Below are 23,417 nucleotides of genomic sequence, written 5' to 3' on the forward strand. Positions count from 1 at the left end.
GCGGCAACGCCGGTCCGACAGGAGAACTGCAATGAACCTTCGAAATGCTCCCTTCTCTCTGGCTGCGGCGGGAGGCGCGCTGCTGGCATCGGCGGTCGCCGCCTTCGCGCAGGACGCCACCGAGCCGGCCGTCGAGGCGGTCACCGCCGCGGTGCCGACGCTGAATTCCGGCGATACCGCCTGGATGCTGGTTTCGACCATCCTGGTCCTCGCCATGATCGTCCCCGGCGTCGCGCTGTTCTACGGCGGCCTCGTCCGCACCAAGAACATGCTGTCGGTGCTGATGCAGGTTCTCCTGATCGCCTGCGTCGCGATGATCATCTGGGTGTTCTACGGCTACAGCCTCGCCTTCACCGATGGCGGCGCGCTGATCGGCGGCCTGTCGAAGGCCTTCCTCGCCGGCATCACGCCGGACACTCTCTCCGGCACCATTCCGGAATACGTCTTCCTGTCGTTCCAGATGACCTTCGCGGCGATCACCGCCACGCTGATCGTCGGCTCCTTCGCCGAGCGCACGAAGTTCGCCGCCGTCATCCTGTTCATGATCCTCTGGATCACGGTCGTCTATCTGCCGATCGCCCACTCGGTCTGGCAGTCGACGGGCTGGCTGTTCAAGCGCGGGGCGCTTGATTTCGCCGGCGGCACGGTCGTTCACATCAACGCCGGTATCGCCGGCCTGGTCGGCGCCCTGATCATCGGCAAGCGTACGGGCCTCGGCAAGGATCTGATGCCTCCCCATTCGCTGACCCTCTCCATGGTCGGCGCTGCGATGCTCTGGGTCGGCTGGTTCGGCTTCAACGCCGGTTCGGCTCTCTCGGCCGGCTCGGTCGCCGGTCTCGCCACCATCAACACCTTCGTCGCCACGGCGGGCGCCGCCATCGGCTGGTCGCTGATCGAATGGATCGTCCGCGGCAAGCCCTCCATGCTCGGCGGCATCTCGGGCGTCGTCACCGGCCTGGTCGCGGTCACCCCGGCTGCCGGCTTCATCGGCCCGGTCGGCGCCATCGTGCTCGGCTTCGGCGCCGCCATCGTCTGCTTCTTCTTCGTTACCACGGTGAAGAACAGCTTCGGCTATGACGACAGCCTCGACGTCTTCGGCATCCATGGTGTCGGCGGCATCGTCGGCGCCATCGCCACCGGCATCCTCGTCAGCCCGTCGCTGGGCGGCACGGGCGTCGCCGATTACGCGATGGGCCACCAGCTCTGGGTCCAGATCGAAGGCGTGCTGTTCACGGTCGTCTGGTCCGGCGTCGGTTCGGCGATCCTCTACAAGATCGTCGATGTCATCATCGGTCTCCGCGTCCGCAAGGAAGTCGAGAGCGAAGGCCTCGACATCGTCGAGCACGGCGAACGCGCCTACCACAACTAGCATCGGCGGGCGCCCCCGGGCGCCCACCCCAAAAACAAGCCTTCCAGAGTGGAAAGACCCCGGCCTTCGCGCCGGGGTCTTTTTTTGGCCCCCGTCGCCATGGTTAAAGCCGGCTTAACCAACGGCCGCTACGGTTACTCTTCTGCAATCCAGACCCGGGTGGGACTCCGCCCGCCGAGCGACCCAGCCAGTGTGAAGGCAAGCGTGACGACCAGCGCCAAGAAAGAGACCTCTCCCTTCGCCCGCCTGAACAGCCTTCTGGCAGGCGTCGAACCCGGCTTGCCCGCGATCAACCTTACCATCGGCGAGCCGCAGCATCCGATCCCCGCCTTCGTGGCGCCGGTGATCGCGGAGAACGTCGCGCTGTTTGGCCGCTATCCGCCCATTCGCGGCACCGATGCCTTCCGCCAGACGATCGCGCGCTGGCTCGACCGGCGCTACGGCCTCCAGGCGACCATCGACCCCGAGCGCATGGTGCTGCCGCTGAATGGCTCGCGCGAGGGACTGACGCTGGCCGCCCTCACCGCCCGCCAGCGCAAGCCCGGCCTCGAAAAGCCCGTCGTGCTGCTGCCCAACCCGTTCTACCAGGCCTATGCCGCCGGCGCGGAAGTCGCCGGCGCCGAAGTGGTCCTGCTCGGCTCCGGCCGGGAGGGTTCCTTCCCGGATCTGGGCCAGGTGCCCACCGAGGTGCTCACCCGCACCATCGCCGTCTACATCGCCTCGCCGACCGCGCCGCAGGGCGACGTCGCGACGCTGGAGGACTGGAGCCGCGTCATCCAGATCGCCCGCGCGCATGACTTCATGGTCTTCGCCGACGAGTGCTATTCCGAGATCTACCGCGAGACGCCGCCGCCCGGCGTGCTGCAGGCGGCCGACCGTCTCGGCGCGGGCTACGCCAACATCCTGACCTTCCATTCGCTGTCGAAGCGCTCGAACCTGCCGGGCCTGCGCTGCGGCTTCGTCGCCGGCAACCCGGATTTCCTCGAGACCTGGACCCGCTTCCGCAATGTCGCGGCGCCGCAGGTGCCGGGCCCGATCCAGGCCGTGGCGGTGGCGGCCTATTCGGATGAAGGCCACGTCGCCGAGAACCGTGCGCTCTACAACGCCAAATATGATGCCGCGCTGGCAACGCTGGGCCCCCGGGTCCGCGCCACGCGGCCGGAAGGCGGATTTTTCCTCTGGCTCGAGGTCGGCGACGGCGTCGAGGCGGCAACGCGGCTCTGGCGCGAGGCGGGCGTACGCACGATCCCCGGCGCCTATCTGTCGCTGCCGCTGCCGGACGGGAGCAATCCCGGCACACCCTTTATCCGCGTCGCCATGGTCCAGGACCTCGCGACGACGCAGGAAGCACTGGCCCGCATGGCGCGGGTTCTTGGCTAATCGGATCGCCATGGAGGGGAACCGGCTTCGGCCCTCCGACGATCCAACGACGGAGACAGTGCGGGACCGTTTCGACCCCACGAAGCGCCCCCGCGCTAGACGTGCAAAGGACATGACCGGACCATGCGTTCGACACGATCGGTTTCAATGCCCATGCCCTCCGAGGACGAGGACGGCATGAGCCGGCTTGTCCGCCGCCATCTGGGACATCTGGTCGGGCTGGCGCTTCTCGCCGGCATCGCGGCCATTGCCACGGCGCTCGCCACCTGGACGGTCGACGATCCGTCCCTCTCCTATGCGGTGTCCAAGCCGGCCGCCAACATGCTGGGCCTGCCGGGCTCGATCATCGCCGATTTGCTGATGCAGTTCTTCGGCCTCGCCGTGGCGATGCTGCTGCTGCCGGCGGTGATCTGGGGCTGGCGCTGCCTGTTCGGCGGCCGCCGCTTCCGCAAGACGATGCTGCTTTCCTGGCTCGGCGCCAGCGCCTTTGCCGCCGCGCTGCTGGCGCTGGTGCCGGTGACGGCCAAATGGCCGCTGCCGACCGGCATGGGCGGCGTGATCGGCGACATCTTCGCCCGCCTTCCCGCGCTCGTGGTCGGCACGCCGGTCAGCAGCAACGCCACCTTTGTCGCCGGCGCGCTGTTTGCGCTCCTCGCCATCGTCCTGTTCCTGCATGCCACCGGCTTCATCCGCTTCGGCCGCGAGGAAGAAGAGGCCTTGCCGGTCCGCGAGCCGACCCGCGCCGCGCCCAAGCGTTCGCGCCGCGACGAGGATTTCGACACCGACGACATCATGGGCGAGGAGGATCGCTCCAACTTCCTGACCGTGCCGCTCGGTGCGCTGGCGCATTTCGGCTATTCGGCCAAGGCGAGCCTCGGCCGGCTTTTCGGACGCGGCAATGCCGACAAGGCGGAACGCCGCGCCGCGGCAGCCGACATCCCCGAGGGCCGCATCGGACGGGTCGAGCCGCGCATGGCCGCCGGCCAGGTCAGCGGCCGCGTCAAGACCGCGCCGGTCGAGGCGGATCCCGACGATTGGGCGGACGAGGAGGACGACGACCTGCCGATCCCCGCGCCGATGCCGGCGGGCCGTGCGGCCCAGCCCGCTGCCCGCGCCCGGCCCGGCAAGCGCCAAACCCGCGAGGCGCAGCCGACGCGCGGCCAGAACGACGTGTTCGAACTGCCGACCCTCGACTTCCTGGCCGCCCCGCGCGCCGTCGATCCGCGCACCAAGATTAACACCGAGGCGCTGGAGCAGAATGCCCGCGTGCTCGAAGGCGTGCTCGACGATTTCGGAATTCGCGGCGACATCATCAATGTCCGCCCCGGCCCGGTCGTGACGCTTTATGAACTCGAGCCTGCCCCCGGCATCAAGTCGAGCCGCGTGATCGGCCTCGCCGACGACATCGCCCGGTCGATGAGCGCGATCGCCGCCCGCGTCGCCGTCATCCCCGGCAAGAACGCCATCGGCATCGAACTGCCGAATGCGCGCCGCGAAATGGTGTTCCTGCGCGAAATGCTGGCAGCCAACGATTTCGAACAGTCGAAGGCGCGGCTGCCGATCGGCCTCGGCAAGACCATCGGCGGCGAGCCGGTCGTGGTCGACCTGGCCCGCATGCCGCATCTGCTCGTCGCCGGCACTACCGGTTCCGGCAAGTCCGTCGCCATCAACACCATGATCCTGTCGCTGCTCTACCGGCTGACGCCGGAAGAGTGCCGCCTGATCATGATCGACCCGAAGATGCTCGAGCTTTCCATCTATGACGGCATTCCGCATCTGCTGACGCCCGTCGTCACCGATCCGAAGAAGGCCGTCGTCGCGCTGAAATGGACCGTCCGCGAGATGGAAGACCGCTATCGCAAGATGTCGAAGGTCGGCGTGCGCAACATCGACGGCTACAATGCCCGCGTCGGCCAGGCCAAGGCCAAGGGCGAGATCCTGACCCGCACGATCCAGACCGGCTTCGACAAGGAAACCGGCGAGGCGATCTACGAGCAGGAAGACCTGCCGCTGGATCCGATCCCCTACATCGTCGTCATCATCGACGAGATGGCCGATCTGATGATGGTGGCCGGCAAGGACATCGAAGGCGCCGTCCAGCGCCTGGCCCAGATGGCCCGCGCCGCGGGCATCCACGTCATCATGGCGACGCAGCGTCCCTCGGTCGACGTCATCACCGGCACGATCAAGGCCAACTTCCCGACCCGCATCTCCTTCCAGGTCACGTCGAAGATCGACAGCCGCACCATTCTCGGCGAACAGGGTGCCGAGCAGCTACTCGGCCAGGGCGACATGCTCTACATGGCCGGCGGCGGCCGCATCCAGCGCGTGCATGGCCCCTTCGTCAGCGACGAGGAAGTCGAGAAGATCGTCAACCACCTGAAGCTGCAGGGCCGTCCCGATTATCTCGACGCCATTACCGAAGACGATGGCGAGGGTGACGAGTCGGGCGGCGGCGAGGCCGGCGGCTCGGTGCTGGGCGGCGATGAATCGAACGACCTCTACGACAAGGCCGTCGCCGTGGTCTTGCGCGACCGCAAGGCCTCCACCAGTTATATCCAGCGTCGTCTGTCGATCGGCTACAATCGCGCCGCCTCGCTGATCGAGCGCATGGAGAAGGAAGGCCTTGTCGGCGCCGCCAACCATGCCGGAAAGCGCGAAATTCTCGTCGAAGGCGAGGAAGCCAGCCGGTTCTGACGTCGCGAAATCGCCATCAAGCGGAACTAGGTCGCGAGGCGAGACGTTTTCCAGCGCCGGTCTGTCCGGCCCCGACCGCATGACGCTCGCGACCCTTGATCGCGAATGACGCTAGACTGCGAACCACGCGAAGGATGCCCATCGTGACGATCGATACGGAGACCGGCCTGACCCGGCGTCGCTTCCTGGCCACCACGCTCGGCCTTGGCGCCACGGTGGCGCTCGGCGCGATCGGCCTGCCCGGCCGCGCGGAAGCGGCCTTCAACGCGCAGCAGATGGCGGCGCTTCGCAAGATCAACGCCTATTTCAACTCGATCCGCACCATGCAGGGCCGCTTCATCCAGTTCGGCCCGAGCGGCGAACAATCGGAAGGCGTGTTCTTCCTCGCCCGCCCGGGCAAGATTCGCTTCAACTACAGCCCGCCGGTCAAGATGGACGTGGTCGCCGACGGCAACCAGGTCGCGATCCGCGACAACAAGATGATGACGCAGGACCTCTATCCGCTGAAGAAGACTCCGCTGCGCTATCTTCTTGCCGACCAGATGGACCTGACCTCCTCCAATATCGTGCGCAAGCTGATCGAGGAGCCGGACCTGATCTCGCTGGTGCTGGAACAGGGCTCGGCCTTTGGCGGCGGCAGCCTGAAGCTGATCTTCGACACCCGCACCTATGAGCTGCGCCAGTGGGTCGTGACCGATTCGCAGGGCCTCGACACCTCGGTCGCCGTCTACGACGTCGAGATCGGCAAGCCGGCCGACCCGAAAAATTTCAAGATCAACTACTACCTGCCGAACAAGAGCCTGAAATAGGCCGCTCGCGCGCTTGTGAACGTGCGGGTGCGATAGAAATGGCACGCCGACTTGAATTCGCTCAGGGGCGCACCAAATCTATAGACAGCGGGCCATTCCATCGATCGGTAGTGCCCCCCGTCTCGCCGAAGATGGTCCCGCGAAGCGCCGCGTCATAGACGGGCGCAAGGCGCTGTAAAGCGCAACGCCCAGCTTCCCCCCCGGAGCTGGGCGTTCCTTTTTGGGGCTCGCGATTCCTCCACTCCATCCCGCTGCCTCCGTGTCTCGCCCAGGCCACGCCGACCTTGCGGGACGGCCACCCCTGCGATTTTTCGTTGGCGATATCCGGCGCGATTGCGTATTGCGGGCGCCGCGGTTCTCCTGCCGCCGGGGCCTCACATGACCATCAGCATCGCGACCTGGAACATCAATTCGGTCCGTCTCCGGATCGACCTCGTCACCGCTTTCCTGGAGGCGCACCGTCCCGACGTGCTCTGCCTGCAGGAGATCAAGTGCATCGAGGACAATTTCCCGTCCGGCGCATTCCGCAAGCTCGGCTATGTCCACCAGGCCGTGCACGGCCAGAAGGGCTATCACGGCGTCGCCACCGTCTCGCGCAAGCCCTTCATCGAAACCAAGCGGCGCGGCTTCTTCGGCAAGGAAGATGCGCGTCACATCTCCGTGACGCTGACCGACCGCGACCTGCCGATCACGCTGCACAATTTCTACATTCCGGCCGGCGGCGACGAGCCCGACCCCGCGATCAACGAAAAGTTCGCACACAAGCTCGGTTTTCTCGAGGAGATGAAGACCTGGCTGACCGGCGCCGAGACCAGCGGGCCGGCGATCCTCGTCGGCGATCTCAACATCGCCCCGTATGAGAATGACGTCTGGTCGCACAAGCAACTGCTGAACGTCGTCAGCCACACCCCGGTCGAGACGAAGCTGCTGGAAGAAGTGCGCGAGGCCGGCGGCTGGATCGACGCCATGCGCCAGTTCGTGCCGATGGACGAGAAGCTCTACACCTGGTGGAGCTACCGCGCCAAGGATTGGGAAACGTCCAATCGCGGACGCCGCCTCGACCATGTCTGGGTGACGCCGCCGCTGCGCGCGCGCCTGCAGGGCATCGAGGTGATCACCGAGGCGCGCGGCTGGAACAAGCCGTCCGACCACGTGCCGGTCATCGCCCGCCTGGCGGTCTGAAGTCTTTCACGGTTCGCGTCTTCTGCACGCCAACCGAAACCCGCTTCGGGAAAAGCGCTTGTCCGGCTACTGGCCCGGCGCGGAAAGGCTGATACCCTCGAACCGGCTTTCCAGCCTGCCGAGCGCGCCGACGGTTTCCATCAGCTGGTCGGCGATGCGGGTATGCATCCGCGCCGCCACATCCGGATATTCCGTCAGGATCCGCCGCATCAGCGTGCGGTCGATCTCGATCACCAGCGCATCGCTGGTGGCCGTCGCTGTCGCGGGTCGGCGCGTCTCGATGAACAGCGCCACTTCGCCCAGCAGCGTGCCGGGGCCGAACAGGCCCAGTCGCCTGTGGTTCTCGCCATGGCCATCGGCCATCTCGATCTCGCCCGACATCACGACGAAGCCGGACAGCGCCTTGCTGTCGGCGCGAAACAGCACGCGACCGGCCGGCAGCTCCAGCCGCGTCGCGCTGAACGCGATCAGGCGCAGATGGTCCGTCGAAAGCTCCGCGAAGAGCGGCACCGTCGAGAGAAGAGCGATATCCTGTTCAAGCGTCACGCCGATATTCCTGCCCCTGGCCGCGAACGAAGCAGCCTCGCGGCGACTCTATCACGGAACCAGCTTGTAACCGCCTGCTTCCGTGACGAGCAGCTCCGCAATCGACGGTTCGCGCTCGATCTTCTGCCTGAGACGATAGATATGGGTTTCCAGCGTGTGCGTCGTGACGCCGGAATTATATCCCCAGACTTCGTGCAGCAGGATATCGCGGCCGACCACCTTCTCGCCGGCGCGATACAGGAATTTCAGGATCGACGTCTCCTTTTCGGTCAGCCGGATCTTCTGCCCGCGCTCGTCCAGCATCAGCTTGGCGCTCGGGCGGAAGGTGTAGCGGCCGATCGAGAAGGTGGCGTCCTCGCTCTGCTCGAACTGGCGCAGTTGCGCGCGGATGCGCGCCAGCAGCACGGCGAAGCGGAACGGCTTGGTGACATAGTCGTTGGCGCCGGCCTCGAGGCCCAGAATGGTGTCGGATTCCGAATCCTGGCCCGTCAGCATGATAATCGGACCCTTGAAGCCGCCCTTGCGCAGCAGCTTCACCGCCTCGCGGCCATCCATGTCCGGCAGGCCGACATCCATGATCAGCAGATCGGTGGGCTCGGCCCGGGCGCGCTGGACGCCCTTGGTCGCCGTCGCCTCGTCCATCAGTTCGAATTCTTCATAGAGCGACAATTGCTCTACGAGACTTTCGCGCAACAGATCGTCATCATCCACAACCAGAATTCGCCGTGCGGCCATGGCGTTTGCCCCCTGACGGTTTCTTCGGTTCCTGCGGGAACAACCGAAGTACGCTTCTGCATCGCTGGCCTAAGGTTTAGACCTCATTCAGGGCGAGATGCAAGGCGGGCCCCGCACCACCAAATCCATGGATCGATGTACGGAAAATAGGGATGCCGAAGCAAAATCGTCCGGAATCGCGGCACAACCGCCAGACGTTGATCGTCCAGCCACGCCCCGGCGCGCCGACGAAGGGAATTCTCCGCCTCGGCGATCGCCGCTTCCCGTGCGCGCTCGGCCGCTCCGGCGTCACGCGCAACAAGCGCGAGGGCGACGGCGCCACCCCCGCCGGGCGCTTCGCCATTCTTGATGTCCGCTACCGCCCTGACCGCATCCCGCGCCCCGCCACCCGCCTGCCGCTCCGGCGTTCCCGCCCGACCGATGGCTGGTGCGACGCCGTCGGCGACCGCAACTACAACCGCCCGGTGCGGATGCCCTATCCGAAGAGCGCCGAAACCATGTGGCGCGACGATTGCCTCTATGATGTCGTGGTCATCCTCGACTGGAACGTCACGCGCCGCAGCCAGGGCCGCGGCAGCGCCATCTTCTTCCACCTTGCCCGCCCGGGCTTCCTTCCAACCGAAGGCTGCGTCGCCGTCCGCCTGGCGGACATGCGCAAGATCCTGCAACGCCTGAAACCCGGCGCGGCCATCGAGGTGCGTTAGGTTCTGTTGAAGGGGCGGGATGGCCCCAAACCAGTGAACTTTCTCCACCCCCTCCGCCATCATCCTGAGGCGCTTCGCGAAAGCGAAGCCTCGAAGGAGGCTCCAGCATGGCTCCATGACGCAGATCAGATTCCTGGCCCCTCCTTCGAGGCCCGCCTTCGCCGGGCACCTCAGGATGAGGGTCGAGGTTTTGGATGGAGAAGTCGGCAGGAGGACGCTCGAAGCAAGACCCTCACCCCAACCCTCTCCCGCAAGCGGTAGGGGGGCTCGGCTGCGCTCGCGGCAATTTGGCGGCATGCACATGGCGAAGGAAGACGACACACCCTCGCCGTCATCCCTGCGCAAGCAGGGATCCGCGCCTCCGCAAGCTTGTCCGTCGAATCCTCTGCGGCGCCAACGCCGCTGAATGGATCACGGGTCAAGCCCGGGACGCCGGAGGGTTGGCGCAGGCGGCGCCCTGACCTGCCTTAAAGAAGAAAGACCGACGCAAGCCGCCGCCATCCTCAGCCCGTCTCGCCCGGGCCTTCGGGCGCCGCCGCCGGCGCTTCCGGCTCCGGCGTCGCCGCCACAATCGGCGGGCGGGATCCAAAGATCGCGCCGCCGACGCGCACATGCGTCGCGCCGAAGGCGATCGCGGTTTCGAAATCGCCGCTCATGCCCATGGAGAGGTTTTCGACGCCGATCTCGGCCGCCATCTTGGCCAGCAGCGCGAAATGCGGCCCCGCCGCCTCGCCCGCCGGGGGAATGCACATCAACCCGCTGATCGCGAGCCCATGCACCGTGCGGCAGCGCTCGACGAAATCGGCCGCCTCGCGCGGCGCGATGCCGGCCTTTTGCGGCTCGAGCCCGGTATTGACCTGGACGAAGAGCTGCGGTGTCCGTCCCTGCTTCTGGATTTCGCCGGCAAGCGCGCCGGCGATCTTGTCGCGATCGACAGTATGGATCGCGTCAAACAGCGCGATCGCCTCTTTCGCCTTGTTGGATTGCAGCGGCCCGATCAGGTGCAGCTCGATATCATCGGCCATCTCGCGCAGCAGCGGCCACTTGGCCTGCGCCTCCTGCACCCGGTTTTCGCCGAAGCGGCGCTGGCCGGCGGCGATCACGGGGCGGATCTCGTCGACCTCGAAGGTCTTGGAGACGGCGATCAGCTTGGCCGAGCCAGGCGCGCGGCCGGACTGTTCCTCCTTCGCCGCGATACGGGCCAGGACGGAGGCCAGGCGGGATTGGACATCGTCGGTCTTGGGAACGGGCATGTCGCCTCCGGAGCAGATGGATGCTGCGCCTAGCATGGCCGGCGGTGGCGCTCAACCGAGCGAAGCCGGCGCGAAGCCTGGGATCGCGCCTGCGTCGCCGATAGCGGTTGACCGGGCGGCGCGTTTCTGGTGAAGGTCGCACCCTGTTCCGGCGGCATGAAGCTGCCCTTTTCCCACTCTTTTCGACGACGGACCATGGCCATAGAACGCTACAACCCTCGTGATGCCGAACCGCGCTGGCAGCGTGCCTGGGCCGAACAGAGCATTTTCGAGACGAAGAACGACGATCCGCGTCCGAAATACTACGTGCTCGAAATGTTCCCCTATCCGTCGGGACGCATCCATATCGGCCATGGCCGCAATTATGTGATGGGCGACGTGGTGGCCCGCTTCAAGCGCATGAAGGGCTTCAACGTCCTGCACCCGATGGGCTGGGACGCCTTCGGCCTGCCGGCCGAGAACGCCGCCATCGAGCGCAACAGCCACCCGAAGATCTGGACGTATGAAAACATCGAGACGATGAAGGCGCAGCTGAAGCTGCTCGGCCTGTCGCTCGACTGGAGCCGCGAGATCGCCACCTGCGATCCCTCCTACTACGCCGAACAGCAGCGCATCTTCACCGACTTCTTCGCGGCCAATCTGGTCTATCGCAAGGAGAGCGAGGTCAACTGGGACCCGATCGACAACACCGTGCTCGCCAATGAGCAGGTGATCGACGGTCGCGGCTGGCGCTCCGGCGCACTGGTCGAGCGGCGCAAGCTGTCGCAGTGGTTCTTCAAGATCACCCAGTTCGGCGAGGAGCTGCTGGGCGCCTTGGACGAACTCGACCGCTGGCCGGACAAGGTCCGGCTGATGCAGAAGAACTGGATCGGCCGCTCCGAGGGCCTGATGGTCCGCTTCGGCCTGGACGCGATTTCCGCCCCGACCGGCGAGACCGAGATCGAGGTCTACACGACCCGTCCCGATACGCTCTATGGCGCCTCCTTCGTCGCCATCGCTGCCAACCACCCGCTCGCCGCCAAGGTGGCCGAGACCAATCCGGCGCTCGCCGATTTCATCGTCGAATGCGGCCGCACTGGCACCTCGGCCGAGGCGATCGAGACGCAGGAGAAGAAGGGCTTCGACACGGGCATCCGCGCCAAGCACCCGCTGGTGCCGGGCTGGTACCTGCCCGTCTATGTCGCCAACTTCATCCTGATGGATTATGGCACCGGCGCCGTCTTCGGCTGCCCGGCGCATGATCAGCGCGATCTCGACTTCGCCCGCAAATACGACCTGCCGGTCAAGGCCGTCGTCCTGCCCGAGGGCGCTGATGCGCTCACCTTCGAGGTCGGCGACGTCGCCTATACCGATGACGGCACGCTGTTCCGTTCCGACTTCATGAACGGCATGACCATTCCCGAGGCGAAGGAAGCCGTGGCGCAGCGGCTGGAGAGCCAGGTGCTCGGCAATGCGCCGCAGGCCAAGCGCCAGGTCAATTTCCGCCTGCGCGACTGGGGCATTTCGCGCCAGCGCTATTGGGGCTGCCCGATCCCGATCATCCATTGCCCGAGCTGCGGCCCGGTCGCCGTGCCGAAGGCGGATCTGCCGGTCAAGCTGCCGGACGACGTCACCTTCGACCAGCCCGGCAATCCGCTCGATCGTCATCCGACCTGGAAGCACGTCACCTGCCCGCAATGCGGCGGGGCGGCGACGCGCGAGACGGACACGATGGATACGTTCGTCGATTCGTCCTGGTATTTCGCCCGCTTCGCCAGCGCACCCGGCGAGGCGCCGCTTTCCAAGGAAGCGGCCGATCACTGGCTGCCCGTCGACCAGTATATTGGCGGCATCGAGCACGCGATCCTGCACCTGCTCTATTCGCGCTTCTTTACCCGCGCCCTGCAGCACACCGGTCGCGTCTCGGTGAAGGAGCCCTTCGCGGGCCTGTTCACCCAGGGCATGATCGTCCACGAGACCTACAAGGACCAGAACGGCAAGTGGCTGTTCCCGGAAGAGGTCGAGAAGCGCGCCGACGGCACGTCCGTCAAGGTCGGCACCGATGAACCGGTGACGGTCGGCCCGCCGGAGAAAATGTCGAAGTCGAAGAAGAACGTGGTCCCGCCCGAGATCGTCGCCGACACCTATGGCGTCGATTGCGCCCGCTGGTTCATGCTCTCCGACACCCCGCCCGAGCGCGACAGCGAATGGACGGAAGCCGGTATCGAGGGCGCCTGGCGCTTCACCCAGCGCCTCTGGCGCCTGGTCGGCGAGGCGGTCGAGCTTTCGGAGGGCGACGTCGCCAGGCCGGACGCCTTCGGCCCTGAGGCCGATGCGCTGCGCCGCGCCACGCACAAGCTCGCCGCCCATGTCGAGGAAGACATCGACCGGCTGCGCTTCAACGTCGCTGTCGCCCGCATCCACGGCTTTGCCAACGTCTTCGCCGAAGCCATCGGCACGGCCCGCAAGTCGGTTGAAAGCGGCAGCGGCAAGCCGGCCGCGGATCTCGCCTTCGCGCTGCGCGAAGCGGCCGAGTTCCTGGTGGCGGCCATCGGCCCGATGATCCCGCATCTGGCCGAAGAACTCTGGGTCGTGCTCGGCCGCGAGGGCCTCGCCGCCGAGGCCGCCTGGCCGACCGTTGATCCGGCGCTGCTGGTCGAGGATAAGCTGGTCCTGCCGATCCAGATCAACGGCAAGAAGCGCGCCGAATTGACAATCTCGGCGACGGCGTCGGAAACTGAGATCGAAGCGGCTGCGCTGGCGCTCGATGGCGTCATCAAGGCGCTCGAAGGCCGCGCACCCCGCAAGATCGTCATCGTGCCGAAGAGGATCGTCAATGTCGTCGTCTGATCGCGGACTGGATTTGGCGCGCGCCTCGGCGGGCGCCGGGCGCCTGTCGCGGCTGGTGCGGGGCGGCCTCGTCGCCCTGACGCTCGGCGTGCTGGCTTCCGCCTGCACCGTGCAGCCGGTCTACATGACCATCGCCAACGGCCCCAATGTCGCGGCCGACCTCTCGGCCGTCCAGGTCGAGGACGTCAGCGACCGCGTCGGCCAGGAAGTCCGCAACAACCTGATCTTCGGCTTCACCGGCGGCGGCAACCCGGCGCCGCCGCGCTACGAGCTGTCGCTCAGGGTCACCTCCGCCGATGCGCGCCTCGGCTTCGAGCGCGACGAGACGGCGCCGGCCTATTCGGTCACCGTCACGGTCGCCTACGAACTCCGGGAAATCGCAACCGGCAAGGTCATCCTGCGCTCGCTCAACCGCGGCGTCGCCTCCTATGACCGCTCGAACCAGGCCTTCGCCAACCAGCGGGCCAAGATCGACGCCGAGAACCGCGCCGCGCAATCCGTCGCCGACGACATCCAGCTCCGCCTCGCCGCGGCACTCGCCAGCGGCAAGGCGAGCTGAGGCCAAGGGCTAGCGCGCGCTCCGGCTTCCCGGGATAAAGCTGCACGGTGGCCTACAGCGGCCGTGCAGCAGCCCCATCCTCAACATCCTGAGGAGGCTTTCGCAGAAAGCCGTCTCGAAGGACGCAGAGCCTTGGGGCCACTCTCCTCGCAGACCTGCCGGCCTTCGGTTTTCGAAACCGCGCTTGGGGCTTGCCTCGGCAAGGTGAGGGCGGCGTTAGCCGGGAGCGCAGCTTAGACCACTCGCGTTCAGCCCATCGCCACACGAGGCCTTTGCGCCACGACGCAAGCTGCCTAAACTTCATAGTCCCTAGAGGGCAATCCACCCGGACGGCAACACCATGGTCCAGATCAAGCCCCAGGACGCCGACCGCTTCCTCAGCAAGCCGGATCCGGGCATCCGCGTCGTCCTGCTGCATGGCAGCGACACGGGCCTCATCTCCGAGCGCGCCAGCGCCTTCGCCAAGACGATCCTGGGCAAGAGCGACGATCCCTTTGCGCTGGTCCGGATCGATTCGGCCGAGATCGCCTCCGACACCGGCCGCCTGGCCGACGAGGCCAACACCATCGCGCTGTTCGGCGGCACCCGTGCCATCTGGGTCAAGGTCGCCGGCAACCGGCCGATCCAGGCCGCCGTCGAGGCCGTGCTAGCCAACCCGCCGCAGGATGCCTGGATCATCCTGGAGGCGGGCGACATCAAGAAGGGCGTAGGGCTGCGCAAGCTCTGCGAGAATGCGCGCGGCGCGGCGGCGCTCGCCTGCTATGCCGACAATGACGCGGCACTCGATCGCATGATCGATTCCGAGCTGCAATCAACCGGCATCAAGATGGATCCGGATGCCCGCACGCTGCTGCGCGGCCTGCTCGGCGCCGACCGGCTCGCCAGCCGCTCGGAGGTTGCCAAGCTCTGCCTCTATGCGCTGGGGGAGGCCTCGATCGACGTGGAGGCGGTGCGCGCCGTCGTCGGCGATGCCGGTGCCTCGGCGACCGACGAGGCGGTGGATGCCGTGGCACTCGGCGACGCCAACGGGCTCGACAAGGCGTTCCGGCGCATCCTGGGTTCGGGCACGGCCGCCTTCGTCGTCGCCAATGCGGCGCTGCGCCATTTCCAGCTGCTGCACCGGATCAAGACGGCGATCGAAGACGGCGTCCCGGCCTCGACCGCGATCGAGCGCAATGCCGGCGGCATCTTCTTCCAGCGCAAGGGCAAGCTGGAACAGCAGCTCCGCATCTGGCCGGCTGACCGGCTGATGGCGGCGCTCGACCGGCTCGATCGGGCGATTTTCGATAGCCGGCTCAAGTCAAACATAGCCGACGAAGTCATCGGCCAGGCCTTGCTTTCCGTCGCGATGATGGCCCGCGTGAGGCGATAATGCTACGCCGGCTAATCGAATCGGACGAGCCAGGACAGCCCTACTCGCGCTTCAACAGCCGGCAGATTTCATCGAGCTGTTCGAGCGACTTGTAGCGGATCTTCAGCTCGCCGCTGCCGTTCGACTTGTGGTCGATCGTCACCATCAGGCCGAGGCTGTCGCCGAGCAGCTTTTCCAGCGCCCGAGTATCGGCATCCTTCTCGGCCTTGCTGGCGGCGCGCTGGGCGCCACCCTTCTTCGGCTCGTTCTGCGTCAGCGCCTCCGCGTCGCGGACCGTCAGGCCCATATCGACGATGCGCTGCGCCACCGCTTCCGGATTGTCGACCGTGACGAGCGCGCGGGCGTGGCCAGCGGTCAGCTTGCCGTCGCGCAGATAGGTCTGCACCGCCGGCGGCAGCTTCAGCAGCCGCAGCGTATTGGCGACATGCGGGCGGCTCTTGCCGATGACGTCCGCGAGCGCCGTCTGGCTGTAATCGAATTCGTCGATCAGCTGCTGGTAGCCCAGCGCTTCCTCGAGCGCGTTGAGATCGGCGCGCTGCACATTCTCGATGATGGCGAGCTCGAGCGCTTCCTTGTCATTGACGTCGTGGATGATGATCGGCACGTCGTGCAGCGCGGCCCGCTGCGCCGCGCGCCATCGCCGCTCGCCGGCGATGATCTCGTAAGCGTCGGCCGGGCCACCCGGAACGGGGCGGACGAGGATCGGCTGCATGATCCCCTTCTCGCGCACCGAGGCGGTGAGATCCGCCAGGTCGTCTTCCTCGAACGCCTTGCGCGGGTTGCGCGGATTGGGCCGCAGGAATTCGATCGGCACGCGGCGCGAATTTCGCGAGCGATCCGTGACAACGCTTTCCTGGCCGACATCGCCGATGAGAGCGGCCAGTCCACGGCCCAGCCTGCGGCGCGATCCGTCTTCCATGCTCATAGCGTCCACTCCTGCAAATCCAATAACCGCCGCGGCGCCAAAATCAGGCTGCTCGCAGGCGCTTTTCACGTTGAATGATTTCCGAGGCGAGCCGGAGATAGGCCTGGCTGCCGGTGCTCTTGAAATCGTAGAGCAGCACGGGCTTGCCATGCGACGGCGCTTCCGAGATGCGCACATTGCGCGGGATCACCGTGTCATAGACGGCATCGCCCATATGCGCACGCACATCAGCCACGACCTGGCTGGCGAGGTTGTTGCGGCTGTCGAACATGGTCAGCACGATGCCATGGATCGACAGTTCCGGGTTCAGCGCGTGCTTGACCTGATCCACCGTCTGCAGCAGCTGGCTCAGCCCCTCCAGCGCGAAGAACTCGCACTGCAGCGGCACCAGGATCGAATGGGCCGCCGACAGCGCATTGATGGTCAGGAGATTGAGCGAAGGCGGGCAGTCCACCAGCACATAGGTGTAGTTTCGGACTCGAATCGATTCCGGCCGCTGCATGTGGCTGGCGATCGCCCTGCGTAGCTTGAACGCTCGATCGGACCGGCCTGCGATTTCCAGCTCGACGCCGAGCAGATCCATGGTCGAGGGCGCCACCGATAAACGCGGCACCGCAGTTTCCATCACGATCTCGGCCAGCGAGGATTCGCCGACCAGCACGTCATAGGTCGAGCGCAACCGGCTCTTGCGGTCGATGCCCAGGCCGGTCGAGGCATTGCCCTGCGGATCCAGGTCGACGATCAGCACTTCCTCACCGATCGCGGCCAGCGCCGTGCCGAGGTTGATCGCCGTCGTCGTCTTGCCGACGCCACCCTTCTGATTGGCCAGCGCAATGACGCGCGGCAAGGGTGGCAGCAGCGACGGCGGCGAAAACGTGTCGGCGTGGGACATGGACAGCCTCTTCGATGGAGCGCGCGATCAGACGGTCCGGCGCTCTGCCCGACAAATCTCGACGATCGAACTGCGATCATCGATCATGCTCTTGTGTCTTATCAGATCGAGGGACCAAGATTTAGAGGCTTCGGCCAGTTCCCCCTCGAAATCTTCACCTTTATGAAAGGTTCCTGTGGCACCGGCGGCCAGAACCGGCGCCGACAGATCGAGCAGCGCCGTCAACGAGGCGAGCGCACGGGCGCTGATGCGCTCGACCGGCTCGTTCCATTGTTTCAGAACCGATTCGATCCGCCCTTCATGCACGACGGCCTTGGCGCCGGTCTCGCGAATCACCGTGCGGAGGAACGCACATTTGCGCTGATTCGCCTCGACGCAGTGGACGACGGCGCCCTCCTGATCGGCCAACAGGATACCGGTGATCAGTCCCGGCAGGCCCGCGCCGCTGCCCAGATCCAGCCACTTGCGCGTATCCGGAAACATCGCCACCAGCTGCGCGCAATCGGCGACATGTCGCGTCCAGATCTGGCCCAGCGTATTCGGCGAGACGAGATTCTGGGCCGGCTGCCATTTGCGCAGCAGCGCGACATAGCGCTCCAGCCGTTCTCGTGTTTCACGTGAAACGGGGAGAATGGCCTCGACGGCCGCGATCGTATCGGTCATGCAACGGTCCGGATGGCTTGAGGGCGACGACGCGCCGTGGTCAGGAGTAGCGCCAAAGCGGCGGGCGTCATGCCTTCGATACGCCCGGCTTGGCCAAGCGTTGCCGGACACACCAGGATCAGGCGCTGGCGCAATTCGTTCGAGAGCCCGTCAATGCTGGCGTAATTGATATCGTCGAGCGCTACCGCCTCATCGCGCTTGACCGATTCGATATCGTTTTGCTGCCGATTCAAATAGACGGCATATTTCGCGTCTGCCTCGATCTGGTCGAGGATGGCCGGCGCAAAGCTGCCGAGTTCCGGCCAGATTTGGACAAGCCGCGCCGCGTCAATATCCGGATAGGCCAGCAGCTCGAAGGCCGAGCGACGCACGCCGTCCTGATTGACCCCTAGCCCGACTTTCACCGCCTCATTTGGCGTCAGCTTGCGCTCGGCAAAAGCCTCACGTGCTTCGGACAGCTGTCCGAGCTTGGCCGTGAACGCCGCCTCACGCCGTGCGCCAACCGCGCCGAGCGCGAGGCCGAACGGCGTCAGGCGCTGATCGGCATTGTCGGCCCGCAGCGACAGCCGGTATTCGGCACGCGAGGTGAACATGCGATAGGGTTCGGTGACGCCGCGCGTGATCAGATCGTCGATCATCACGCCGATATAGCTGTCGGAACGGCTGAAGCCGACGCCATCCTGGCCGCCGGCGCGGCGCGCCGCGTTCAGACCGGCGACGACACCCTGCGCTGCGGCCTCTTCATAGCCAGTGGTCCCGTTGATCTGGCCAGCCAGGAACAGGCCCTCGACCTTCTTGGTCTCGAGCGACGCGGTCAGCTCGCGCGGATCGACATGATCATATTCGATCGCATAGCCAGGACGCAGGATGACGGCATTTTCCAGACCGGGAATGGTGGCGATGAGAGCCTTCTGCACATCCTCGGGAAGCGAGGTAGAAATGCCATTTGGATAGATCGTCGGATCGTCGAGGCCTTCCGGCTCCAGAAAGATCTGGTGCGATTCGCGATCGGCAAAGCGGACGATCTTGTCCTCGATGCTCGGGCAGTAACGCGGACCGCGGCTTTCGATCTGGCCGGAATACATGGGCGAGCGATGCAGATTGGCGCGGATCACCTCGCGCGTCGCCTCGGTCGTCCGGGTGATGAAGCAATCGACCTGCTGCCGCTCGATCTTCGCCGTCAGCGTCGAGAACGGCTCGGGCTGGTCGTCGCCCGACTGCCGCTCGAGGATAGAGAAGTTGATGGTGCGGCCATCCAGTCGCGCCGGCGTGCCGGTCTTCAACCGCGCCAGGCTGAAGGCGTGCCGCTCAAGCGCGGCGGAAAGCCCCATCGCCGGCTTTTCGCCAACCCGACCGGCCGGGATCTTGATCTCGCCAATATGAATCAGGCCGCGCAGGAAGGTGCCGGTGGTGATGACCACAGCGCCGCAGGGGATGCGGCGGCCATCGGCCAACACCACGCCGGCAATGCGGCCATCGATCACGGTCAGGTCGTCCGCCTCGCCTTCGACAACTGTAAGACCCGGCGTCGACGCGATCTCGGCCTGCATGGCTTCGCGATAGAGCTTGCGATCCGCCTGCGCGCGCGGCCCTCGCACCGCCGGACCCTTGCGCCGATTGAGCATGCGGAACTGGATGCCGCCGGCGTCGGCGACCCGAGCCATCAGGCCATCCAGCGCATCGACCTCGCGGACGAGATGACCCTTGCCGAGCCCGCCAATGGCCGGGTTGCAGGACATGACGCCGATAGTGTCGCGCGAATGGGTAACGAGGGCGGTGCGCGCGCCAAGCCGCGCCGAGGCGGCGGCCGCTTCGGTTCCAGCGTGTCCGCCGCCAATCACGACGACGTCAAAGCTCGCATCTGCTGCGGTGGTCATGCTTCCGATCCTGTTGATCGGGTCTTCGTAATCGCTCGCCGGAACCACGTCAAAGGCGAAAACTGTTTCACGTGGAACACGCCCCCGAAACGATCCTATTTACCGATGCAGAACTCAGCGAAGATCACATCCAGCAGGTCCTCGACATCGACCTTGCCGGTGACACGCCCGAGCGCATCGGCCGCACTACGCAGCAGCTCCGCCTTGACCTCGACCGCCCGGTTGCCGTCCCGTGCCAGCTCCTGCAGGAAGCCTAGGGACTTAGCGATCCCCTCGCGTTGGCGCGAGCGGGTGATCAACGTCGTCGGCATCGGCCGGACCAGATCGAGCGCCTCACCAATCGCGCGGACAAGCGTATCCAATCCCAAGCCATCGCGCGCGGAAACGCGGATATCGGCTTCGCCCGAGACTCGTTTCGAGTCCGAATCGAGAAGGTCGATCTTGGTCCGGACCCGCAAAGAGGCAGCGCCCTCGGGAATCGTTTCGGTCCAGGAGTCGTTGTCGGAAAGCGCCAGGACCAGATCGGCCGTTCCCGCCCGACGCCGGGCCCGGGCAATGCCTTCACGCTCGACGACGCTTTCGGTCTCCCGCAATCCCGCGGTATCGACCAGCGTCACGGCATGCCCGGCGATATCCAGCGAGACCTCGATCAGGTCGCGCGTGGTGCCGGGCTCGGGCGTAACGATCGCCGCCTCGCGCCGGACGAGTGCATTCATCAGGCTCGACTTGCCGGCATTGGGCGGTCCAAGCAGCACGACCTCAAAGCCGTCACGCACGCGTTCGCCGAAATGCTGGTCGTCCAGATGGGCCGCCATTTCGCGCGCCACGCCGGAGGCCTCGCTCCAGGCTGGCGCCATCACATCGTCGGGCACGTCTTCCTCGTCGACGAAATCGAGCCCCGCTTCGATCAGCGCGCGGGCGCGGATCAGCCGGTGGCGCCAATCCTCATAGAGCTTGCGCAGACCGCCTTCGGCTTGTCGGATGGCGAGGCGACGCTGCATCTCGGTCTCGGCCGCAACCAGATCGGCCAATCCCTCGATCTCGGTCAGATCGGCCCGCCCATTCTCGAAGGCGCGGCGGGTGAATTCGCCGGCCTCAGCATGGCGGTATCCCTGCAGGGTACCCAACGCCTTCAGCACGCTGGCGATCACCGCGCGGCCGCCATGCACCTGCAGCTCCGCGACATCCTCGCCAGTAAAGCTCGCGGGCCCCGCGAAGAACAGAACGAGTCCGCGATCGAGGATTTCCGCCGTCTCCGGGGCACGCAGCGTGCGCAAAGTCGCCAAGCGCGGCGCCGGCACTTCGCCGATCAACGTTTCGAGTCCGAATCGAACACCCTTGCCGGATAACCGGATTACGGCCACTCCGGAAGGGGCCGCCCCGCTGGAAAGGGCGAAGATCGTGTCGTCGCGTTCGGAGCTCATTGCCAATCCAATTCGTTGCCCTAGGCGCGCCGCGCGCACCGCCCTACCCTAGAAGCCCCGAAGCCTGGAAAGCCAGAGAGCCTCATGACCGAAAACCTGCTGCGCTTCGAGACCAGCCCCTATCTGCTGCAGCATCAGGACAATCCCGTGCACTGGCGCGGCTGGAACGCAGCCGCCTTGCAGGAAGCGCGCGACCGCGATGTGCCGATCCTGCTGTCTATCGGCTATGCCGCCTGCCACTGGTGCCATGTCATGGCGCATGAATCGTTCGAGGATCCGGCGACGGCCGCGGTGATGAACCGTCTGTTCGTCAACATCAAGGTCGATCGCGAGGAGCGGCCGGATATCGACCAGATCTACATGGCCGCGCTGCATGCGTTGGGCGACCAGGGCGGCTGGCCGCTGACCATGTTCCTGACGCCGGACGGCAAGCCGATCTGGGGCGGCACCTATTTTCCGAAGACATCGCGCTATGGCCGCCCCGGCTTTACCGACGTGCTGACGCAGATCTCGGCCTTCTATGCCGACGACCGCGACGAGATCCTTGCCCAGGCCGACCGCATCGCCGCACATCTGCAGCCGCGCCGGGAGAGCGCCGGGCCTGCGCTCGACCGGACATTGCTCGACGAGGCGGCGCGATCGATCCTGTCGATCATGGATCTGGAGCGCGGCGGTACGAAGGGCGCGCCGAAATTTCCCAACACCGCCGCGCTCGAGTACCTCGCCCGCAGCGCCCATCGCACCGGCAACGGCAATTTCGCCCGCGCCGTGGACGCCGCCCTGCTCGGCATGAGCAATGGCGGCATCTTTGATCACGTCGGCGGCGGCTTCGCCCGCTACAGCACGGATGCCGACTGGCTGGTGCCGCATTTCGAGAAGATGCTTTCCGACAACGGGCTGCTGATCGAGCAGTTGAGCCTGCTTTCCGGCATCAGCAGCGCCGGCGCGATCTATCGCAGCCGGGTCGAGACGACGATCGGCTGGATGCAGCGCGAAATGAAGACCGCCGGCGGCGCGTTCTCGGCCAGCCTCGATGCCGACAGCGAGGGCCATGAAGGCCGGTTCTATGTCTGGAGCCGGAACGAGCTTGACGAATTGCTGGGTCGGGAAGACGCCGCCTTCGTTGCTGACCACTATGACATCCGGCCGGAAGGCAATTGGGAAGGCGTTTCGATCCCGAATCGATTGCCCAGCCCCGAGCCGCTGGAGGCCGCGCAGCAGGCGCGCATGGACAAGTTGCTCGGCCGCATGCTGGAACGGCGCGCAATGCGGGTCCGGCCCGGCCTCGACAACAAGATCCTGGTCGACTGGAACGGCTACGCCATAGCGGGCCTCGCCACGGCCGGCATGCTGATGCACCGGCCCGGCTGGATCGATCTCGCGGCGCAGGCTTTTCGTTTCATAGCCGAATCGGTCTCGCGCGAGGGGCGGCTCGGCCATGCGGCGCGGCATGGGCAGATGGTGTTCCCCGGCTTCTCGTCCGACCTCGCCGCCATGGCCAAGGCCGCGATCGCACTGCATCAGGCGACGCAGGATCCCGCCTGGCTCGACCCGGCGATCCGCTTCCTAGACCAGTTGGAGGCGCATCACAGCGACGGCGAGGGCGGCTATTTCTTCACAGCCGACGACGCCGAGGCGCTGATCCTGCGCAAGGCCGAGCGGATCGACGACGCAGCCCCCAATCCGCATGGCCTCGCCGTCGACAGCCTGGTGCGGCTCTGGGCGCTGACCGGGGAGGATCGCTACCGCGACCGTGCCGACGCGGTGCTCGAAGGCGCCTCGCCCTTCATCAACCGCAACGTCTTCGGCACGGCGAGCCTGCTCTCCGGCCTCGACCTCCGCCTCGCGGTCCGGACCATCGTGATCCTGACGTCCGCCGACGACGACGGCGCGAGTCTCCGGCACGCCGTGCTCGACCACTGGCGGCCGACTTTCGTGCTCGACGTCCGGCCCGAAGATCGCGCCCTGCCGGCGAGCCACCCGGCGCATGGCAAGACGGTGACGGGCGGGACGGCGACCGCCTATGTCTGTCGCGAAGGGAGTTGCTCGCTGCCAATCACCGAACCGGACGCGCTGGTCGCCCTGCTTCGCGCGGATGGCTAACGGTTGGTTACCACGGCGCTAACAGCGGAAACGAAAATGGCCGGGCAAGAGCCCGGCCATTTTTGTGTCGAAGGCGCGCTCCGAGGAGCCGCGAACCG

The 23,417-nt window shown here is 66.1% G+C and carries 18 protein-coding genes; 10 read left to right on the forward strand and 8 right to left on the reverse strand.

Going from position 1 to position 23,417, the window contains the following annotated elements; genetic code table 11:
• Nucleotides 1–31: 31 nt before the first annotated feature.
• From ACHMWQ_RS03055 to xth, 5 genes are all read left to right on the forward strand, one after another.
• Entirely contained in the window at nucleotides 32–1,369 is a 1,338-nt protein-coding gene (locus tag ACHMWQ_RS03055; protein ID WP_354552910.1) for an ammonium transporter, read from the forward strand.
• A gap of 204 nt (nucleotides 1,370–1,573) precedes the next feature.
• Complete coding sequence (locus ACHMWQ_RS03060) at nucleotides 1,574–2,749, forward strand: aminotransferase class I/II-fold pyridoxal phosphate-dependent enzyme (protein ID WP_396306358.1); 1,176 nt, start codon at nucleotides 1,574–1,576, stop codon at nucleotides 2,747–2,749.
• A 123-nt stretch (nucleotides 2,750–2,872) separates the two neighbouring features.
• Nucleotides 2,873–5,446 (forward strand): DNA translocase FtsK 4TM domain-containing protein, encoded by a 2,574-nt coding sequence (locus tag ACHMWQ_RS03065; RefSeq protein ID WP_396306359.1) that lies wholly within the window; start codon nucleotides 2,873–2,875, stop codon nucleotides 5,444–5,446.
• A gap of 134 nt (nucleotides 5,447–5,580) precedes the next feature.
• Nucleotides 5,581–6,255 carry an outer membrane lipoprotein carrier protein LolA gene (locus ACHMWQ_RS03070; RefSeq protein WP_354552916.1) on the forward strand — a complete coding sequence of 225 codons (675 nt, stop codon included), beginning with the start codon at nucleotides 5,581–5,583 and terminating at the stop codon, nucleotides 6,253–6,255.
• Between the two features lie 378 nt (nucleotides 6,256–6,633).
• Entirely contained in the window at nucleotides 6,634–7,437 is an 804-nt protein-coding gene (gene xth / locus ACHMWQ_RS03075; RefSeq protein ID WP_396306360.1) for an exodeoxyribonuclease III, read from the forward strand.
• Between the two features lie 66 nt (nucleotides 7,438–7,503).
• On the opposite strand, the gene ACHMWQ_RS03080 is transcribed toward xth, so the two are convergent.
• Nucleotides 7,504–7,983: a cyclic nucleotide-binding domain-containing protein gene (locus ACHMWQ_RS03080; protein ID WP_354552919.1), complete on the reverse strand. Its 480-nt coding sequence runs from the start codon at nucleotides 7,981–7,983 to the stop codon at nucleotides 7,504–7,506.
• A 51-nt stretch (nucleotides 7,984–8,034) separates the two neighbouring features.
• On the reverse strand, nucleotides 8,035–8,718 hold the full coding sequence (locus ACHMWQ_RS03085; protein WP_266333909.1) for a response regulator transcription factor: 684 nt from the start codon (nucleotides 8,716–8,718) through the stop codon (nucleotides 8,035–8,037).
• Between the two features lie 152 nt (nucleotides 8,719–8,870).
• Here ACHMWQ_RS03085 and ACHMWQ_RS03090 point away from each other — a divergent pair, with 152 nt between their 5' ends.
• Nucleotides 8,871–9,422, forward strand: coding sequence for a L,D-transpeptidase (locus ACHMWQ_RS03090; protein ID WP_396306361.1), 552 nt, complete (start codon nucleotides 8,871–8,873; stop codon nucleotides 9,420–9,422).
• 503 nt (nucleotides 9,423–9,925) lie between these two features.
• Here the strand turns inward: ACHMWQ_RS03090 and ACHMWQ_RS03095 are convergent.
• Entirely contained in the window at nucleotides 9,926–10,675 is a 750-nt protein-coding gene (locus ACHMWQ_RS03095; protein WP_396306362.1) for a YggS family pyridoxal phosphate-dependent enzyme, read from the reverse strand.
• 195 nt (nucleotides 10,676–10,870) lie between these two features.
• Between ACHMWQ_RS03095 and leuS the strand changes: the two genes are divergently transcribed.
• From leuS to holA, 3 genes are all read left to right on the forward strand, one after another.
• On the forward strand, nucleotides 10,871–13,504 hold the full coding sequence (gene leuS / locus ACHMWQ_RS03100) for a leucine--tRNA ligase (protein ID WP_396306363.1): 2,634 nt from the start codon (nucleotides 10,871–10,873) through the stop codon (nucleotides 13,502–13,504).
• Nucleotides 13,491–14,063 carry an LPS assembly lipoprotein LptE gene (gene lptE / locus ACHMWQ_RS03105; RefSeq protein WP_396306364.1) on the forward strand — a complete coding sequence of 191 codons (573 nt, stop codon included), beginning with the start codon at nucleotides 13,491–13,493 and terminating at the stop codon, nucleotides 14,061–14,063. The genes leuS and lptE overlap by 14 nt, the downstream gene beginning before the upstream one ends.
• Nucleotides 14,064–14,403: 340 nt before the next feature.
• On the forward strand, nucleotides 14,404–15,435 hold the full coding sequence (holA, locus tag ACHMWQ_RS03110) for a DNA polymerase III subunit delta (RefSeq protein ID WP_396306365.1): 1,032 nt from the start codon (nucleotides 14,404–14,406) through the stop codon (nucleotides 15,433–15,435).
• Between the two features lie 40 nt (nucleotides 15,436–15,475).
• Here the strand turns inward: holA and ACHMWQ_RS03115 are convergent, their stop codons facing one another.
• The 5 genes from ACHMWQ_RS03115 to mnmE form a co-directional block, all read right to left on the reverse strand.
• Nucleotides 15,476–16,360 (reverse strand): ParB/RepB/Spo0J family partition protein, encoded by an 885-nt coding sequence (locus ACHMWQ_RS03115; RefSeq protein ID WP_354552930.1) that lies wholly within the window; start codon nucleotides 16,358–16,360, stop codon nucleotides 15,476–15,478.
• Nucleotides 16,361–16,403: 43 nt separating this feature from the next.
• A complete protein-coding gene (locus ACHMWQ_RS03120; RefSeq protein ID WP_354552931.1) occupies nucleotides 16,404–17,252 on the reverse strand; it encodes a ParA family protein in 849 nt (282 codons plus the stop codon).
• 27 nt (nucleotides 17,253–17,279) lie between these two features.
• Nucleotides 17,280–17,915, reverse strand: coding sequence for a 16S rRNA (guanine(527)-N(7))-methyltransferase RsmG (rsmG, locus tag ACHMWQ_RS03125; RefSeq protein WP_396306366.1), 636 nt, complete (start codon nucleotides 17,913–17,915; stop codon nucleotides 17,280–17,282).
• Entirely contained in the window at nucleotides 17,912–19,792 is a 1,881-nt protein-coding gene (gene mnmG, locus ACHMWQ_RS03130) for a tRNA uridine-5-carboxymethylaminomethyl(34) synthesis enzyme MnmG (protein ID WP_396306367.1), read from the reverse strand. The genes rsmG and mnmG overlap by 4 nt, the downstream gene beginning before the upstream one ends.
• Nucleotides 19,793–19,887: 95 nt before the next feature.
• On the reverse strand, nucleotides 19,888–21,216 hold the full coding sequence (gene mnmE / locus ACHMWQ_RS03135; protein WP_396309374.1) for a tRNA uridine-5-carboxymethylaminomethyl(34) synthesis GTPase MnmE: 1,329 nt from the start codon (nucleotides 21,214–21,216) through the stop codon (nucleotides 19,888–19,890).
• 84 nt (nucleotides 21,217–21,300) lie between these two features.
• On the opposite strand from mnmE, the gene ACHMWQ_RS03140 reads away from it, so the two are divergent.
• On the forward strand, nucleotides 21,301–23,319 hold the full coding sequence (locus ACHMWQ_RS03140) for a thioredoxin domain-containing protein (RefSeq protein ID WP_396306368.1): 2,019 nt from the start codon (nucleotides 21,301–21,303) through the stop codon (nucleotides 23,317–23,319).
• Nucleotides 23,320–23,417: the final 98 nt, after the last annotated feature.

The sequence above is a fragment of the Kaistia sp. UC242_56 genome, from assembly GCF_044452255.1.
GTDB lineage: Bacteria > Pseudomonadota > Alphaproteobacteria > Rhizobiales > Kaistiaceae > Kaistia > Kaistia defluvii_A.

Coding starts and splice junctions, on each gene's coding strand:
- ACHMWQ_RS03065 (WP_396306359.1), top strand. CDS start 2,873: ATGCGTTCGACACGATCGGTTTCAATGCCCATGCCCTCCGAGGACGAG.
- ACHMWQ_RS03085 (WP_266333909.1), bottom strand. CDS start 8,718: ATGGCCGCACGGCGAATTCTGGTTGTGGATGATGACGATCTGTTGCGC.
- lptE (WP_396306364.1), top strand. CDS start 13,491: ATGTCGTCGTCTGATCGCGGACTGGATTTGGCGCGCGCCTCGGCGGGC.
- ACHMWQ_RS03090 (WP_396306361.1), top strand. CDS start 8,871: ATGCCGAAGCAAAATCGTCCGGAATCGCGGCACAACCGCCAGACGTTG.
- ACHMWQ_RS03140 (WP_396306368.1), top strand. CDS start 21,301: ATGACCGAAAACCTGCTGCGCTTCGAGACCAGCCCCTATCTGCTGCAG.
- ACHMWQ_RS03070 (WP_354552916.1), top strand. CDS start 5,581: ATGCCCATCGTGACGATCGATACGGAGACCGGCCTGACCCGGCGTCGC.
- leuS (WP_396306363.1), top strand. CDS start 10,871: ATGGCCATAGAACGCTACAACCCTCGTGATGCCGAACCGCGCTGGCAG.
- ACHMWQ_RS03055 (WP_354552910.1), top strand. CDS start 32: ATGAACCTTCGAAATGCTCCCTTCTCTCTGGCTGCGGCGGGAGGCGCG.
- ACHMWQ_RS03120 (WP_354552931.1), bottom strand. CDS start 17,252: ATGTCCCACGCCGACACGTTTTCGCCGCCGTCGCTGCTGCCACCCTTG.
- xth (WP_396306360.1), top strand. CDS start 6,634: ATGACCATCAGCATCGCGACCTGGAACATCAATTCGGTCCGTCTCCGG.
- holA (WP_396306365.1), top strand. CDS start 14,404: ATGGTCCAGATCAAGCCCCAGGACGCCGACCGCTTCCTCAGCAAGCCG.
- rsmG (WP_396306366.1), bottom strand. CDS start 17,915: ATGACCGATACGATCGCGGCCGTCGAGGCCATTCTCCCCGTTTCACGT.
- ACHMWQ_RS03095 (WP_396306362.1), bottom strand. CDS start 10,675: ATGCCCGTTCCCAAGACCGACGATGTCCAATCCCGCCTGGCCTCCGTC.
- mnmG (WP_396306367.1), bottom strand. CDS start 19,792: ATGACCACCGCAGCAGATGCGAGCTTTGACGTCGTCGTGATTGGCGGC.
- ACHMWQ_RS03115 (WP_354552930.1), bottom strand. CDS start 16,360: ATGAGCATGGAAGACGGATCGCGCCGCAGGCTGGGCCGTGGACTGGCC.
- mnmE (WP_396309374.1), bottom strand. CDS start 21,216: ATGAGCTCCGAACGCGACGACACGATCTTCGCCCTTTCCAGCGGGGCG.